The 13,422-nt window shown below is 67.8% G+C and carries 10 protein-coding genes and 1 tRNA gene; 6 read left to right on the top strand and 5 right to left on the bottom strand.

Annotation, left to right across the window (positions count from 1 at the left end; translation table 11 throughout):
• Positions 1 to 26: 26 nt before the first annotated feature.
• From V5B60_RS19465 to V5B60_RS19450, 4 genes are all read left to right on the top strand, one after another.
• Positions 27 to 671 carry an NADPH:quinone oxidoreductase family protein gene (locus V5B60_RS19465; RefSeq protein WP_332350646.1) on the top strand — a complete coding sequence of 215 codons (645 nt, stop codon included), beginning with the start codon at positions 27 to 29 and terminating at the stop codon, positions 669 to 671.
• Positions 672 to 901: 230 nt separating this feature from the next.
• Positions 902 to 1,348 (top strand): MaoC family dehydratase, encoded by a 447-nt coding sequence (locus V5B60_RS19460; protein WP_332349368.1) that lies wholly within the window; start codon positions 902 to 904, stop codon positions 1,346 to 1,348.
• A gap of 203 nt (positions 1,349 to 1,551) precedes the next feature.
• Positions 1,552 to 1,995 (top strand): hypothetical protein, encoded by a 444-nt coding sequence (locus V5B60_RS19455; protein WP_332349366.1) that lies wholly within the window; start codon positions 1,552 to 1,554, stop codon positions 1,993 to 1,995.
• Positions 1,996 to 2,177: 182 nt separating this feature from the next.
• Complete coding sequence (locus tag V5B60_RS19450) at positions 2,178 to 3,038, top strand: acyl-CoA dehydrogenase (RefSeq protein WP_332349364.1); 861 nt, start codon at positions 2,178 to 2,180, stop codon at positions 3,036 to 3,038.
• Positions 3,039 to 3,056: 18 nt separating this feature from the next.
• Here the strand turns inward: V5B60_RS19450 and V5B60_RS19445 are convergent, their stop codons facing one another.
• Positions 3,057 to 7,265 carry a DEAD/DEAH box helicase gene (locus V5B60_RS19445; RefSeq protein ID WP_332349362.1) on the bottom strand — a complete coding sequence of 1,403 codons (4,209 nt, stop codon included), beginning with the start codon at positions 7,263 to 7,265 and terminating at the stop codon, positions 3,057 to 3,059.
• A gap of 13 nt (positions 7,266 to 7,278) precedes the next feature.
• Positions 7,279 to 8,337 carry a tRNA preQ1(34) S-adenosylmethionine ribosyltransferase-isomerase QueA gene (queA, locus tag V5B60_RS19440; RefSeq protein WP_332349359.1) on the bottom strand — a complete coding sequence of 353 codons (1,059 nt, stop codon included), beginning with the start codon at positions 8,335 to 8,337 and terminating at the stop codon, positions 7,279 to 7,281.
• A 105-nt stretch (positions 8,338 to 8,442) separates the two neighbouring features.
• Between queA and V5B60_RS19435 the strand changes: the two genes are divergently transcribed.
• A tRNA-Leu gene (locus V5B60_RS19435) sits at positions 8,443 to 8,527 on the top strand.
• 334 nt (positions 8,528 to 8,861) lie between these two features.
• Positions 8,862 to 9,698 carry a 1,4-dihydroxy-2-naphthoate octaprenyltransferase gene (menA, locus tag V5B60_RS19430; protein WP_332349357.1) on the top strand — a complete coding sequence of 279 codons (837 nt, stop codon included), beginning with the start codon at positions 8,862 to 8,864 and terminating at the stop codon, positions 9,696 to 9,698.
• Here menA and cobA read toward each other — a convergent pair.
• The 3 genes from cobA to V5B60_RS19415 form a co-directional block, all read right to left on the bottom strand.
• A complete protein-coding gene (gene cobA / locus V5B60_RS19425; RefSeq protein ID WP_332349355.1) occupies positions 9,695 to 10,483 on the bottom strand; it encodes a uroporphyrinogen-III C-methyltransferase in 789 nt (262 codons plus the stop codon). The genes menA and cobA overlap by 4 nt on opposite strands.
• A gap of 364 nt (positions 10,484 to 10,847) precedes the next feature.
• Positions 10,848 to 12,368 carry a transposase family protein gene (locus V5B60_RS19420; protein WP_332346274.1) on the bottom strand — a complete coding sequence of 507 codons (1,521 nt, stop codon included), beginning with the start codon at positions 12,366 to 12,368 and terminating at the stop codon, positions 10,848 to 10,850.
• On the bottom strand, positions 12,365 to 13,285 hold the full coding sequence (locus tag V5B60_RS19415) for a DUF4338 domain-containing protein (protein WP_332345729.1): 921 nt from the start codon (positions 13,283 to 13,285) through the stop codon (positions 12,365 to 12,367). Before V5B60_RS19415 ends, V5B60_RS19420 begins: the two co-directional genes overlap by 4 nt.
• Between the last annotated feature and the right edge of the window lie 137 nt (positions 13,286 to 13,422).

Below are 13,422 nucleotides of genomic sequence, written 5' to 3'. Positions count from 1 at the left end.
ACCGCTGTGTGGTGATGCCGGCAGCGATGTCGTGGGAGGACGGAGCCGCGTTTCCGGTAGTCTTCGGCACCTCGCATGTTGCCTTGTGGCATCGGGCGCGCCTGCGCGCCGGCGAGACGCTGGTCGTGCATGGCGCGGCCGGCGGCGTCGGCCTGACCGCCGTCGCCATCGGCAAGCTGTTGCAGGCCAGGGTCATTGCCACCGCCAACGGGCAGGCGAAGCTGCAGGTAGCCCGCGAAAACGGCGCCGATCATCTGATTGACACCAGCGTGGACGATGTCCGCCTGCGGATCAAGGAACTGACCGGTGGCCACGGCGCCGACGTGGTGTACGATCCGGTCGGCGGCGACCTGTTCACCGCCTCGCTGCGCAGCATGGCCTTTGAGGGCCGGATCCTGGTGATTGGTTTCGCGGGCGGCGGCGTCCCCCAGATCCCCGCCAATCACCTGCTGGTCAAGAACGTCGACGTGATCGGCGTCAACTGGCCCGCCTACGCCGACATGCGCCCGCAGCTGATGAGCGAGAGCTTCCGGAGGCTGATGCAGTGGATGGTCGACGGCGCGATCAAGCCACATGTTTCTGCGACCTATCCACTTGCACGGGCGGTCGAGGCGCTGAATCAGGTGCTCAGCCGCAAGTCGACGGGTAAGGTCGTGATTGTGATGAACTAGCCATGGCAGGCGGCGCCGATCAGGCTTCCGACGGTGCTGAATGCTGCCGGCTCAGCGAGGAATTGTCTGTCGCGACAATGCTTTGCTTCCTGCGGTCGTGATCGTCGTCCTGGCGAGAGACCAGGCGCACGGCAGGACCGGCGGGATGATCAGACGGGCGCTGGCAGTCGCGAGCGCCTTTTTCCCAGGCGCGGCCAAAACCGCGCCGATGTTCAGCAGAAAGGACTGTCATGAATCCACAAAACGGTTACGACATTGAAGACCTGTCGGTCGGCATGAGTGCGGAAACTGCCAAGACCATCACCGATGCCGACCTCGTGCTCTTCGCCGGGGTGTCGACGGACGTCAATGCGGTTCATATGGACGAGGAGTTCGGTCGCACGACGATGTTCGGTGGCCGCATTGCGCACGGCATGTTGTCGGCCAGCCTGATCTCGGCGGTTTTGGGAAATCGCCTGCCCGGACCCGGAACGATCTACATGAATCAGTCGCTGCGCTTCCGCGCCCCGGTTCGTCCGGGCGACACGGTGCGCGCCAGGGTCACAGTCAAGGAAGTGATCGAAGACAAGTGCCGGGTGGTGCTCGATACCGTGTGCACCGTCGGCGAAAAGGTGGTCATCGACGGCGAGGCCACCTTGATGGCGACCTCCCGCAAGAAGCGTGAGGCCGGCAAGTAGTCTGTTTCGGCGATAGAGCGTGCGCCGGCGGCCGCCTCCCCGTTTCGCCTCGCGCGAAGCCGGAAGCGGCGGCCAGCGCCTTGCCGCGGGCTGCCGTTTCCGGGCCGAACGGCATGCGGGGAACGCGGTCGGGGACGGCGGCGCGGCGCATCATGCAAGGCAGGCGGGTCACCTTCGCTGACCAGGCACTGCGAAAGCCAGCAGTGCAACTGCAATGGACCAGTTCGGCTCGCGGATTCATTCTTGGCTTTGTCGGTTGCCGGCCGGCCTTCGCTGCCTGGCTGGTCATCCGGGCCCTGGCGGTGGCAAACGGGGTGTTCCGCGACGCTTTCGTGTTGCCTCGGCTGGGCAGCCCGGCTGCGCTGCTGACCAGCGGCATCCTGCTGATGCTGTGCAGCCCCGTGGTCGTCGCCCACGTTCTCGTCTCCCGATGCAGGCCCGACATCCGGTGCCAGTGCGTCGACATCGGCCTGTTCTGGAAACCGCGGCAGTTCCACGTCGAGAGGCAGCCAGAAGATCGGGTCGCGACGAAACAGGTACACGGCAACGACAAAGCGCGAGACAATCGGCCTGCGCCGGCAGCAGCGGAAGCCCTTCGTCCTCGTGCGGCGGGAACCGCCGATGATCAGCAGAAAGGACCGCCATGAATCCCAAGAACCCTCCAGATGTCGAATCTGTGTCGACCGGCATGACTGCGGCAACGGCGACGATCACTGATGCGGAGCTGGTCCTCCTTGCCGCGGTGTCCAGCAATGAGAGCCCGGTCCATGTCGATGAGACAGCCCTGATGCCGACCTCACGCCCGAAGCGCGTGGCGGGGTGCAAGTAGATGAGCGACCCCGACAGCGACTTCAGCGCCTGGATCGGTCGCCAGGACAGCACCGACGACGATCTCGGGCTGGCGGCAGCGCTGGCGGCCGCGGCGACGCTCGGCGATGGCTCGGAGAGCTTCACCTGCGGCAGCGCGCTGCCGCCGCTCTGGCACTGGTTCTACTTTCTGCCCCGCGTGCCGCAGGCGGGCCTCGGAGTCGACGGGCATCCGCAGCGCGGCGGCTTCATGCCGCCGATTCCTTTCCCGAGACGGATGTTCGCCGGCGCCCGGCTGCGCTTTCACTCGCCGTTGCTGCTCGGCCAGCCGGCGCGGCGCGTCACCACCATTCGCGATGTCCGCTTGAAGAGCGGACGCTCCGGCTCACTCGCCTTCGTTTCACTGCACCACGGCTATCATCAGGGCGATCGCCTGTGCATCGACGAAGAGCAGGACATCGTCTACCGCGAACCAGGTCCGGCATTGCCGGCGCCAACGGTCGTCGACTGGCCGCCGCTGTCGGCGGCAGCCTGCGCACGCATCGTCACACCCGATCCGCGGCTGCTCTTCCGCTTCTCGGCGCTGACCTTCAACGCGCACCGGATTCATTACGATCGTCCGTACGCGATCGAAGAGGAGGGCTACCCTGGCCTCGTCGTGCATGGTCCGCTGACTGCCGTGCTGCTGATGGAACTGCTGCGACGGCAAGTGACACGCCCGGTGCAGGAGTACAGCTTTCGCGGCCTGGCACCGCTCTTCGACCTGGCGCCCTTCCGGCTGGTGTGCACCCCCGAAGATGGCGGCTATGCGCTCGCGGCGCAGGGGCCCGACGGCAGGTTGGCGATGAGCGCCAGGGCGGTTCTTGCCGAGGCGGTCGGGTAGTCGACGACCGACTGCTGCTCACTCGCCGCGGATCAGCGCCACCAGATCCTCGGTGGACGGCAGCGCGCTCGCCTCGCCGTCGGCGAGGATGCTTTCCGCGAGGGCGCGTTTCTCGTGGTGCAGGTCCACGATCCGTTCCTCGACCGTGCCGCGGCTGACCAGACGGTAGACGGTCACCGGTCGCAACTGGCCGATGCGATGCGCGCGGCCCATTGCCTGGTCCTCGGCCGCCGGGTTCCACCATGGGTCGGTGATGACCACGTAGTCGGCGGCGGTGAGGTTGAGGCCGAAGCCGCCGGCCTTCAGGCTGATCAGGAAGAGATCGCCTTCGCCGGCCTGGAAGGCGGCGACGCGGCGGCTGCGTTCGGCGGCCGGCGTGGCGCCGTCGAGGTACTGGTAGCTGAACCCCGACGCATCGAGTGGTTCGCGCAGGATCTGCAGGAAGTCGACGAACTGGCTGAAGACCAGAGCCTTGTGGCCGTTGGCGATCAGTTCGCCGGCGAGGTCGGCGAAGGCCTGCACCTTGGCGCCGGCGATGCCGAATTGCGGGCTGCACAGGCGCGGGTCGCAGGCGGCGCGGCGCAGGCGGGTCAGTTGCGCGAGGACGTTGAAGCGCGCCTGCGCAGCGGGGGCGTCCTCGAGCGTGGCGTCGATCTCACGTGCCGCCTCGCGGCGCAGCGCTTCGTAATGCGCCGCTTCGGCCGCTTCCGGCGCAACGTTGAGGATCAACTCGGTGCGCGACGGCAAGTCCTGCAACACCTCGGACTTCGTTCGCCGCAGGACGAACGGGCCGACCAGCCGTTTCAGCACATGTTGCGCCTCGCGGTCGCGGTTGCGCTCGATCGGCCCGGCGAAACGCTCGTTGAAACGGTTGCTCGTTCCGAGCAGACCGGGGTTGGCGAAGCGCATGATCGACCAGAGGTCGGCAAGGCGGTTCTCGACCGGCGTTCCGGTCAGCGCCAGGCGGAAATCCGCGCTCAGCTCGAAGAGCGCCTGCGAGCGCTTGGCGGCGGCGTTCTTGACCGCCTGCGCTTCGTCGGCGATCAGCGTATGCCAGCTGCGGCCGGCAAAGCGCTCCTGCGCCAGTTGCAGCAGCGTGTACGAGACGATCAGCAGATCCCGTGGCCCGGCATCGCCGACCAGCGATTCGCGTTCACCCTCTCCCGCCTCGCCATAGATGCGGGCGTTGAGCGTCGGTGCGAAGCGCTGGCACTCGGCAAGCCAGTTGCCGCACACAGAGGTCGGCGCGATGACCAGAGCCGGCCCCCCCGCCGCCCGCTCGAGCAGCACGGCGAGGGCCTGCAGGGTCTTGCCGAGACCCATGTCGTCGGCGAGGCAGCCGCCCATGCCGGCCGTCGCGAGGCGCATCGCCCACTGGTAGCCGTCTTCCTGATACGGCCGCAGGCTGGCCTGCAGCAGCTTCGGTGGCTGCGGCGCGATCTCCTGGGCGCTGCGCAGGCGATCGATCGCCTGGCGAAAGTCCGCGCCGGCATCGAGTTCGGTCCCGTCGAGGATCTCGTCGAGCCAGGCGGCGGCGACCAGAGGCGCCTTGCCGCCATCCCGGTCGGGCTCGAGTACCGCCGCCAGATCGGCGAGCTTCTGCTTCAGCGAGCGGGTCAGCGCGGCGTAGATGCCGTTGCCCATCGGCACGAAACGCGAACGGTCGCGCGCGGCGCCGAGGAGGGTCGACAACTGCAGCACCAGACCTTCATCGACCTTCGCCTCACCGTCGAGCCGGAACCAGTCGCGCTCGCGAGCCACGCGCATGCCAAGCTGCCGCGGGCCGAGCGAGACGACGCGCACGCACTTGCCCTTCGGCCATTCGACGGCGGCCAGTTCGGGCAGGGTTGGCAACTTCTCGACCGCAGCAAGCGCGTTCTCCGCATCGTCGATCAGCCATTCGCAACTGCGCTCGCTGCCGTCGAGGAAGGGCAGGGCGTCGAGGATCGCCTCGAGATGCCGTCTCTCGCCGGCCAGATCGCGCTCGGTGCCGACCGTCTCGCTGCCAATGACCGCCATCAACTGCCTGCGGCCGCTGCCCGGCGTCAGTCGCGGACCATCGCTGCCGAGGGGGGTCACGACCAGGCGCAGCGACAGATCCGCATCGACGGGCGCCAGCTCGGCGCGTAGGCGCGAGTCGCTGGCGACCTGTCGTGCCGCCTGTGCCGCGTCGGCATGGACCTGAAAGCGCGCCGCCAGCGCGCGCAGCGTCTTCTCGACCTCTTCCTGTACGCCGGGGGCGTTGGCGGGAATGGCAAAGTGGCCGCCGACGAGCCGCGCGGCCTGCTGCTGTTCGGCCGAGAAGCGGATCAGCCGCAATCGCTGCGGGCCGTCTGGAATGAGGGTGATCAGGCGCAGCGCTTCGGCCGCGCGAATCTGCTCGCCGTCCAGGTAGTAAGCGTCGATGTCGATGTCGGTGTGGAGCCGCAGGGGTGGATCGATGCGCATCCGGTAGCGGTCGCCATCGCGGATCAGTTCGAGTTCCGGCGGGCTTTCGGTCAGATCGACGAACTGCTCCGGCGCGCTTGCCAGGAAGACCGTCGGGTGTCCGACGAGGGCGACGATCGCCGCCGCCAGGTCGAGGTACATGCGGTTGCCGTAGCCGGGCTCGACTCGGATCGCCCTCGCCACCTTGGCGTCGGCCGCCGAGAGCTGCTGGTTGTCGACGAGTCGCGCCAGACTGATGGCGCGCGGCCGATTCCAGCCGCGCTGGCCGCGCTTCTGCTCGAGCGGGCGGATGCCGGCGAGTTGCCCCGCGTTGCCGATGTCGACTTCCCACAGCAGTCTGGTGGCCGCACCGGCCGCCGCCTTGCCGTCCTGGCCGCCAAGCGACTGCAGCGTGACAAGGACTTCGTGCCAGCGTTCGCTGCCGCCGGCGATGAAGGAGCCGGCCGGCGGATCATGCCCCTCGAGTACCGCAGCGGCGTCGTCGAGCTGATGCAACAGCGCTTGCATCCGGCAGGCGCGCAGCTTGCCACGCAGCAGTGCGATCGGATCCCGCCATGCCCGCTGCGGGTCGGCGGCCCCAAAACCCGTGATGGTTTCCCTGCTCAGCCAGGCGGCGAGAAGGATTCCCCACAGGGCGTCGAGCGGCGCCCCGAACAGCGTGTCACGCGAAGCCTGGAGGGGCAGGACGGCGTTGCCGATGAGTGAAGCCCGGCCGAGACGGACGTCGATCACATGCACCCAGCGACCCCAGCCGGATTCCGCATCAGGCTGGCGTCGGCCGGACTCGGTGGCACAGAACTTGCGCGCCAGCTCGAGATGGCGCGTTGTCGCCTGCGCGAGCAATGACAGGGGGTAGAACCAGGCGATGCTGGCGGACAGGAAGTGCTTGCTGCCGCCGATCTCGGACCGGCGCTGCTTGAGGGCCGCTTCGAAGGCTGCCTGCCCATCGGCCCATTCGCCTGCGAGTACCCGCTGCGCTGCCCGGATGCCGGCAACCCAGCCATTGTCGATGCCGAGCAGAGCAGCCTGCAGCAGGTCGGCATCGGCGCGCAGCAACGCCAGGTCGGCGAGAACGAGGCGCAGGTTTTCGGGCACGACAGTCGCGTCCCGGGCGAGTTCTGCGCACGCCCAATCGACGATCGGCAAGTAGCTTTCAGTGTAGTTCAGGCAGACGCTGACGGTCGCCTGGTAGGCGATGGACCAGCGTTCGGGTCCGTCGATGCGGGCAAAGCTGGGGCCGTCGAAGCCGGGCAGGATCGCTTGCAGGACGATGCTCTCCCAGTTGAACGAGCGCGACACGAGGCTTCTGATCGACTGCAGTTCGGTCGTCGGCGCACCGCTGAAGTACTTGGCACGAACGTAGGCGACGGTCGTTGCCATGCTGCCAGTACTCCAGTGGTAGCTGGACTGGCCCGGGTGGAAACGATCGGCTTGACAGACCAGATCGACCAGCGCGCTGCCCGTGGCGGTATCGAGCCACTGTCGGTAGAGTGCCGCGCGCAGCGTGTCCACCAACTGGGAAACCCCGTGGCGCGACGGATCCTCGCGCAGCAGGTCCCGCTCCGCCAACTGCAGCCAGGCCTTCCTGACGTCGGCGAGGCTGAAGGCATGGCCGTTTCTCGTCTTCAGGCCGCTGACGACGAGCAGCCGTTGCACGTCGGTTGCCGACCGGCCGGCCCACAGCAGCGCGCAGGCGAGTGCCACCCTGTGCGTGTCGGGCGCCAGGCCGAGGGTATCGAGCTGTTCGAAGGCGCTGCTGTTCAGTGGCTTCCTGGACATTGTCTCTTGCGGTTCAGATGGTGTGACGAAGGGGCGACGCGCCATGCCGAGTCAGCAACATCGCATCACCGTAACTGAAGAAGCGATAGCGCTCGCGAATCGCATGTTCGTACGCGCTACGGACGGGCGCATGACCGGCGAAGGCGGCGACCAGCATCAGCAGCGTCGACCGCGGCAGGTGGAAGTTGGTCAGCAGGCGGTCGACCACCCGGAATTCGTAGCCAGGGGTGATGAAAAGATCGGTCTCGTCCGTGCCGGCACGCAGTTCACCCGTTCGCGCCGCCGCCTCGAGCGCCCGCAGACTGGTCGTACCGACGGCGACCACACAACCACCGCTGCGGCGCGTACGGGCGATCGCGGCGACCGTCTCGGCGGGAAGGTCGAAGCGCTCGGTGTGCATCCGGTGTTCGCGCAGGTCGTGCGTGCGCACCGGCTGAAAGGTCCCGGCGCCGACATGCAGCGTCAGCCAGGCGCTGCCGACACCGTGCCCGGCGAGTTGCTGCAGCAGCGGTTCATCGAAATGCAGCCCGGCGGTTGGCGCTGCCACCGCGCCGGGTGAGCGGGCGAAGACGGTCTGGTAGCGAGCCTCGTCGGCGGCCGTCGCGGCATGCCTGATGTAGGGCGGCAGCGGCAGCCGCCCGTGGCGCTCGACGAGGCGCCACAGGTCGTCATCGGCAGCGAGTTCGAGCGCGAAGAACTCGCCCTGCTCGCCGCTTCGCTCACCGACGAGCATCGGGATCGTCTCCTCCAGCAGAATCCGGCTGCCCGGTTTGGGGGACTTGCTGGCGCGGATCTGCGCAAGTGCATGGCGGGCGTCGATGATGCGCTCGAACAGGACCTCGATGCGGCCGCCGCTCGCCTTGCGACCGAACATGCGGCCGCGGATGACGCGCGCGTCGTTGAAGACCAGCAGGTCACCGGCATCGAGCAGCGCCGGCAACTCGTCGAAGCGGTGGTCGCTGATGCCCGTGTCGAGCAGCCGCAGCAGCCGGCTGCCGCTGCGTTCGGCTGCGGGCTGCTGGGCGATCAGCTCGGCCGGGAGCTCGAAGTCAAAGTCGTCGAGGGTCAGCATCGCAGCGTGGTGGCCGGGAGTTCGGCGCCGCCGGTCTTGGCTTGTTCGCGGTCGCGGAATGCGCGATAATCGCCGCCACATGCCGCGCGCAGACGGCGCGCTCAGGCCGAGATGGCGGAATCGGTAGACGCAGCGGACTCAAAATCCGCCGCCGCAAGGCGTGGGGGTTCGATTCCCCCTCTCGGCACCACGACACAACAACGACCCGTGCGTTCAAAGCGGCCGATTATAGCACCCGGCCTGGCAGTCTCCCGACAGGTTGCCCGCAGCGGCGGTACCGGGAGCTTGGCGAGCCGACGCCGGTGTGCGGCGAGAGGGGACGAGGACCCAGGGCAAGTGCTCCGGCGCCGGCTGGGCGGGCGGGCAGCGCCGCTTTTTGCGCGCGCTCTCGCGTTGCCGCTGACTGCAGGGCAAGCGCTTGTGGCAGCTGTGGCGCAGGTCGCCCGCTGGCGATGAGAGCGGGCGGTCCGACCCCGCGCCGGGGCTACGCCTGGTGGCTGGCGGTGCGTCCGAAGACGCTCGGCGTGTCACTGGTGCCAGTGCTCATCGGCAGTGCGCTGGCGTGGTCGCAGCAGGCCGCCGTCCTCTGGCTGCCGGCGCTGGTCGCGCTGCTTGCCGCGTTGCTGATCCAGATCGGCACCAACCTGCACAACGATGTCGCCGATTTCGAGCGCGGCGTCGATGGCGCCGAGCGCCTCGGGCCGCCGCGCGCGACGGCCATGGGCTGGCTGCCCGGAACGGTGGTGCGGCGCGGCGCGTGGGTCGCCTTTGCCCTGGCGTTCAGTCTCGGCGTCTATCTCGCTGGTCACGGCGGTTGGCCGATCGTCGCCATCGGTCTGGCATCGCTGGCGGCTGGCTGGGCCTACACCGGCGGGCCGCGGCCAATCGCCTGCACGCCGCTCGGCGAGTTCTTCGTTCTGCTCTTCTTCGGCGTGCTGGCGGTCAGCGGCAGCTACTACCTGCAGACCCTGTCGCTGGCGCCCGCCGCCGTGCTGGCCGGTACCATCGTCGGCCTGCTGGCGGCCGCCCTGATCACCATCAACAACACGCGTGACCGTGAGACCGACGCCCGTGCCGGACGGCGAACGCTGTCGGTTCTCTGCGGGCGGCGGGCAGCATGCGCCATCTACTCCGGCGAAATATTGCTGCCCTTCGCGCTTCTGCCATGGCTGGCGGCGCTGACTGACCGTGGTATCTGGCTCGTCCTGCCGTGTCTGGCGCTGCCGTTGGCTGCGCGTCAGATCGTGCGTTTTCGCCGCGCTGCCGGATCAGAGTACAACACACTGCTCGCCGGCACTGCCGGGCTGCAGATGGTCTTTGCCTTCCTGCTCGCCCTCGGCTTGCTGGTGCGCGTGCCTTAACCCTTAGCCTCGTCGCTGCCCGGGCGAGGGAACCAGGCGAGCGTCGATTGCAGGCGAACCACCGTGCCGACGATGATCAGGGCCGGTGACCTGATGCCGGCAGCCGCCACCTTCGCCGGCAGGGTCGCGAGGTCGGCGGTCAGCACGCGCTGTCGCCGCGTCGTGCCATTCTGGACGACCGCCGCCGGGTGCTCGGCGGGCAGTCCATGCGCCATCAACTGGCGGCAGATTTCGCACAGCCCGCCGACTCCCATGTAGAAGACGACGGTCTGCCGGGGCCGCGCCAGCGACGGCCAGTCGAGATTGATCGTGCCGTCCTTCAGGTGGCCGGTGGCGAAGGCGACCGCCTGTGCGTGATCGCGATGCGTCAGCGGGATGCCGGCGTAGGCGGCGCAACCGGCGGCCGCGGTGACGCCCGGGACGACCTCGAACGGGATGCCCGATTCGACCAGCGCTTCGATCTCCTCGCCTCCGCGACCGAAGACGAACGGATCACCGCCCTTGAGGCGGACCACGGCCTTGCCACTGCGCGCCAGACGCACGAGCATCCGGTTGAGTTCCGCCTGCGGTACGCTGTGATTCGAGCTTTCCTTGCCGGCGTAGATCCTTTCGGCATCCGGACGCGCCAGTTCGAGCACGCCATCGGCGATCAGGTGGTCGTAGACGATCGCGTCCGCCTCGCCGATGAGGCGTGCGGCGCGCAGCGTCAGCAGGTCGAGGTCGCCAGGCCCGCTGCCGACGATGTAGACGGTACCGCGGGTTGCTGACGGAGGCGACTGACTCATGGTACTGTTCCCGATCTTTCGTTGAGGCGCAAGCATAAGCGTCCGCGCCAGCATGTTCAACTGATCTGCCGCCGCCTGCCGTTGGCCTTGCGTGTTTTGATGAAAGTCAAGGATCCGCGCAGGGGTGCAGCCCTGAAGCATGACCCTGCTGAATCGGCCCCGCTTGCCGGAAGCCCCCGTTTTCGGCGCTGAAGCGGTCAGATTGCTGGAGGCTGGTGGCAGGTGAGGGCTGGATGCGTGGGTGGTGTGGGGTCCGTGAAGAGGGTGTCGATCGGTGGCAGGAACTCCGTTGTGATCTCTGGGCGAGCCTCTCCCTGCACGGAGCGCACCGCGCGGGGTGGTTCCTGGGGCCGTCCTGGAGAGGTCACTCGAGTTGCAGCAGAAAGGGTTTGGCGAGAAGCACGCGCATCCGCGCGGAATCGAGCCAGGGCGCAGCGCAGGAATTTCGGATGAAGGCGATGGCCCCGCGCACGCCGAGTTGGTCGAACAGATCGCGCAGCTGTCGCGTGAAGCGCGCCAGGGTATTGAAGACATGCGCCAGCCGCATCAGGAGGTGGTAGCCGCGCATCGCATTCCAGTCGAGGGCAAAGGCATGCTCGTAGTGGTAGCCCTGGTGTTTCTCGACGAGGAAGCCCGCTTCGATGCCCCAGCGGTGGCGGGCGCCGAGATTGCAACGCACATGGACGTTCTCGCAGCTGAGCGGCCGACTGGAGAGCCAGGCGTGGCGTGCCGTCTCGGTCACGATGGCGGCCTGTTGGTCGACCCGCTGCCAGCTTTCCTCACAGACGACCACGTGCAGCTTGAGCCGGCAACGACCGTTCGCGCCAAAGGCATACTCGATGTCATTGACCCAGCTGAAGTGCTGTTGGCGTTTGCCCCAGTCCAGCTGCCGGGTTTGCGACTGCCGGGGCTGCAGCGCGCGGAACTCCTCCCAGACCGAGGGCAGATCCTTGTCCCGGAGGACGATCATGAACTGCCAGCCGGCGCGCCGGCAGCGTTGCATCACCGGCCCGTTGGCGTAGAGTCCGTCGAGCACGAGCAGGATCGGCAGGCGCGGGAACAGCCTCTTGAGCCGGTCGCTCAAGCGCGCAAAGCCGCGCAGCTCGCAATCCTGCTTCTGCGCTTCGCTGTCGCCCAGCGCGTGTTCGAGGAACTCGCTGAGCAACGGGATGACCAGACCGCCGTGGAAGACGAGGCTGGCTTCGAGCACGTAGACGAAGTACTGGGTGTGGCGGTTTTCGTCCTTGCCGACGCTGCGCTGCAGGAGTTCCTCCGCCCAGAGGGTGTCGCCGGCGAGCTTCTGCGAGCCATCGATGGCGATCGGATGGCAGTGGTTGATCAGATAACGCCGGAAGCTCTTGCCGCGGATCAGGCGGCGCACCAGGTCGACGTGCGCCTGTTCGAGTTGCGTCAGGTCGATGTCGCGCAGCAGCCGATAGAGGGTGTCGGCGTGCGGCAGGGCCTCGATCTGCGGGAACAGCAATTGCAGGTTGGCGAGGAACTGCGGACGGGTCATTTCGCGGTTGGTCTCGCGCCGGGAGGCGAACTGGAAGACGAACATCAGCAGCCCATAGAGCAGCAGCGCGGTCAGCTTGTGCCGGCGCTTCCTGGGGGCCCGCGGGTCGGGAATCCGTTCCAGCTGGTCGAGCAAGGCCGGCAGCTCCTGGCGCAGGAGGCGTGCCTGCTTGCTCACGGCGTCCTCGCGGGCTGCCCGTTCTTCGTCGATGGTCGTGAAGGCCGAGCATCGGTTGGGCAGCGGCGGGGGTGACTGGGGCCGTTGTCCCATCGCGCGCCGCTTCGCGTTCAGCGCCTGCTCCTGCCGTCTCTTGTCGCTGCGTTGCGCCCGAATGCCGGCACGCGTCGGACGACTGCAGGGTTTGCTCATCGCCGGGTGGGCTCGGTCACGGCGCACAGCCGGTCCCGACCGTCGCTGCCGAGCGGCTTGACCCATACTTGCCGAGGCGTGCTGTGATAGGTCCGCCCAGGGCGGGCCAGCCCGCGTCCGCTGGTCTCTCCGAGCAATTGCCAACCGGCAGCCCGGTAGCAGGTGCCGGTATGCTGTCGCGGGTCGACGAAGCTTTCCAGCAGCAGGGGCTCGAAGCCCCAATGTTCGAGCCAGTCGCTGCGCGCACGACGCGCGAGTTGGCCGAGCACCTGGCTGGCCAGATGCGGTACGCGAACGTGCGGGAAGATCAGGAAGCGACTGTTGTTGAGTACCCGTGGCAGGTTGTGGCGCCGGGTCTGAGCGGTCCAGCCGATCCAGTCGTCGCGCACGGCCACTGCCCGGGCGGCACCGGACAACAGGACACAACCGAGCCGCAGCTCGCCCGCCGTGATGAAGTAACGCAACCGGTAGCCGAAGGCACCCTGGAAACCGAGCGGGTGCCAGCGCGCCATCAGATCATCCCATTGCTTCGCCAAGGCGGTGTCGTGGATCACTTCCAGGCGGACCGGGGCCAGGGCCGACAGCGAAACCTCCACCGGAGTCGGCTCGACCATCGGCTCGGCAACGGCCCGGGGCTGCGCCGGGCAGCGTGGCGTCGAACGGGATACCCGCGCGGCCCGCTGTGCGGGCAGGACGAGCAGGCCGGCCGCCTGCAAGCGCTGCAGGAACTCCAGGCAGGCGCCCGTCTTCGCCGTCCCCGTCAGCGTCACCCAGCCCAGATGCTCGCACAGCGTCGCCGCCAGTTCATGGCGCGCCAACCCGGGCAGCCACGCCACCGTCGCGCAGATGTCGGCAACCTCTCGCGCACTGAACTCCCGGCCGCAGTGCACCCAACTGCTCGGCGTCATCGCATCCATCGCACAACCTTCACCAGAAACGCAGATCCGCTAACCTCAGCCTATTCTGCCAAAGGCCTCGAAAATTGTCTAGCCCTCCTTTGCGAAAGCCTTTTTTTGCGGTGGCCGTCAAGCCTTGCTACGACTGGGCTGCGCGG

Origin of the sequence: Accumulibacter sp. (genome assembly GCF_036625195.1) — a bacterium.
GTDB lineage: Bacteria > Pseudomonadota > Gammaproteobacteria > Burkholderiales > Rhodocyclaceae > Accumulibacter.
The sequence above is the reverse complement of the archived record's forward strand: the minus strand, read 5'-3'. Positions and strand labels throughout refer to the sequence as shown.

What these genes read in the sequence shown, in the direction of transcription:
- V5B60_RS19465 (WP_332350646.1), top strand. Translation starts at nt 27, where the DNA reads ATGTCGTGGGAGGACGGAGCCGCGTTTCCGGTAGTCTTCGGCACCTCG.
- V5B60_RS19460 (WP_332349368.1), top strand. Translation starts at nt 902, where the DNA reads ATGAATCCACAAAACGGTTACGACATTGAAGACCTGTCGGTCGGCATG.
- V5B60_RS19450 (WP_332349364.1), top strand. Translation starts at nt 2,178, where the DNA reads ATGAGCGACCCCGACAGCGACTTCAGCGCCTGGATCGGTCGCCAGGAC.
- V5B60_RS19445 (WP_332349362.1), bottom strand. Translation starts at nt 7,265, where the DNA reads ATGTCCAGGAAGCCACTGAACAGCAGCGCCTTCGAACAGCTCGATACC.
- queA (WP_332349359.1), bottom strand. Translation starts at nt 8,337, where the DNA reads ATGCTGACCCTCGACGACTTTGACTTCGAGCTCCCGGCCGAGCTGATC.
- cobA (WP_332349355.1), bottom strand. Translation starts at nt 10,483, where the DNA reads ATGAGTCAGTCGCCTCCGTCAGCAACCCGCGGTACCGTCTACATCGTC.
- V5B60_RS19420 (WP_332346274.1), bottom strand. Translation starts at nt 12,368, where the DNA reads ATGAGCAAACCCTGCAGTCGTCCGACGCGTGCCGGCATTCGGGCGCAA.
- V5B60_RS19415 (WP_332345729.1), bottom strand. Translation starts at nt 13,285, where the DNA reads ATGGATGCGATGACGCCGAGCAGTTGGGTGCACTGCGGCCGGGAGTTC.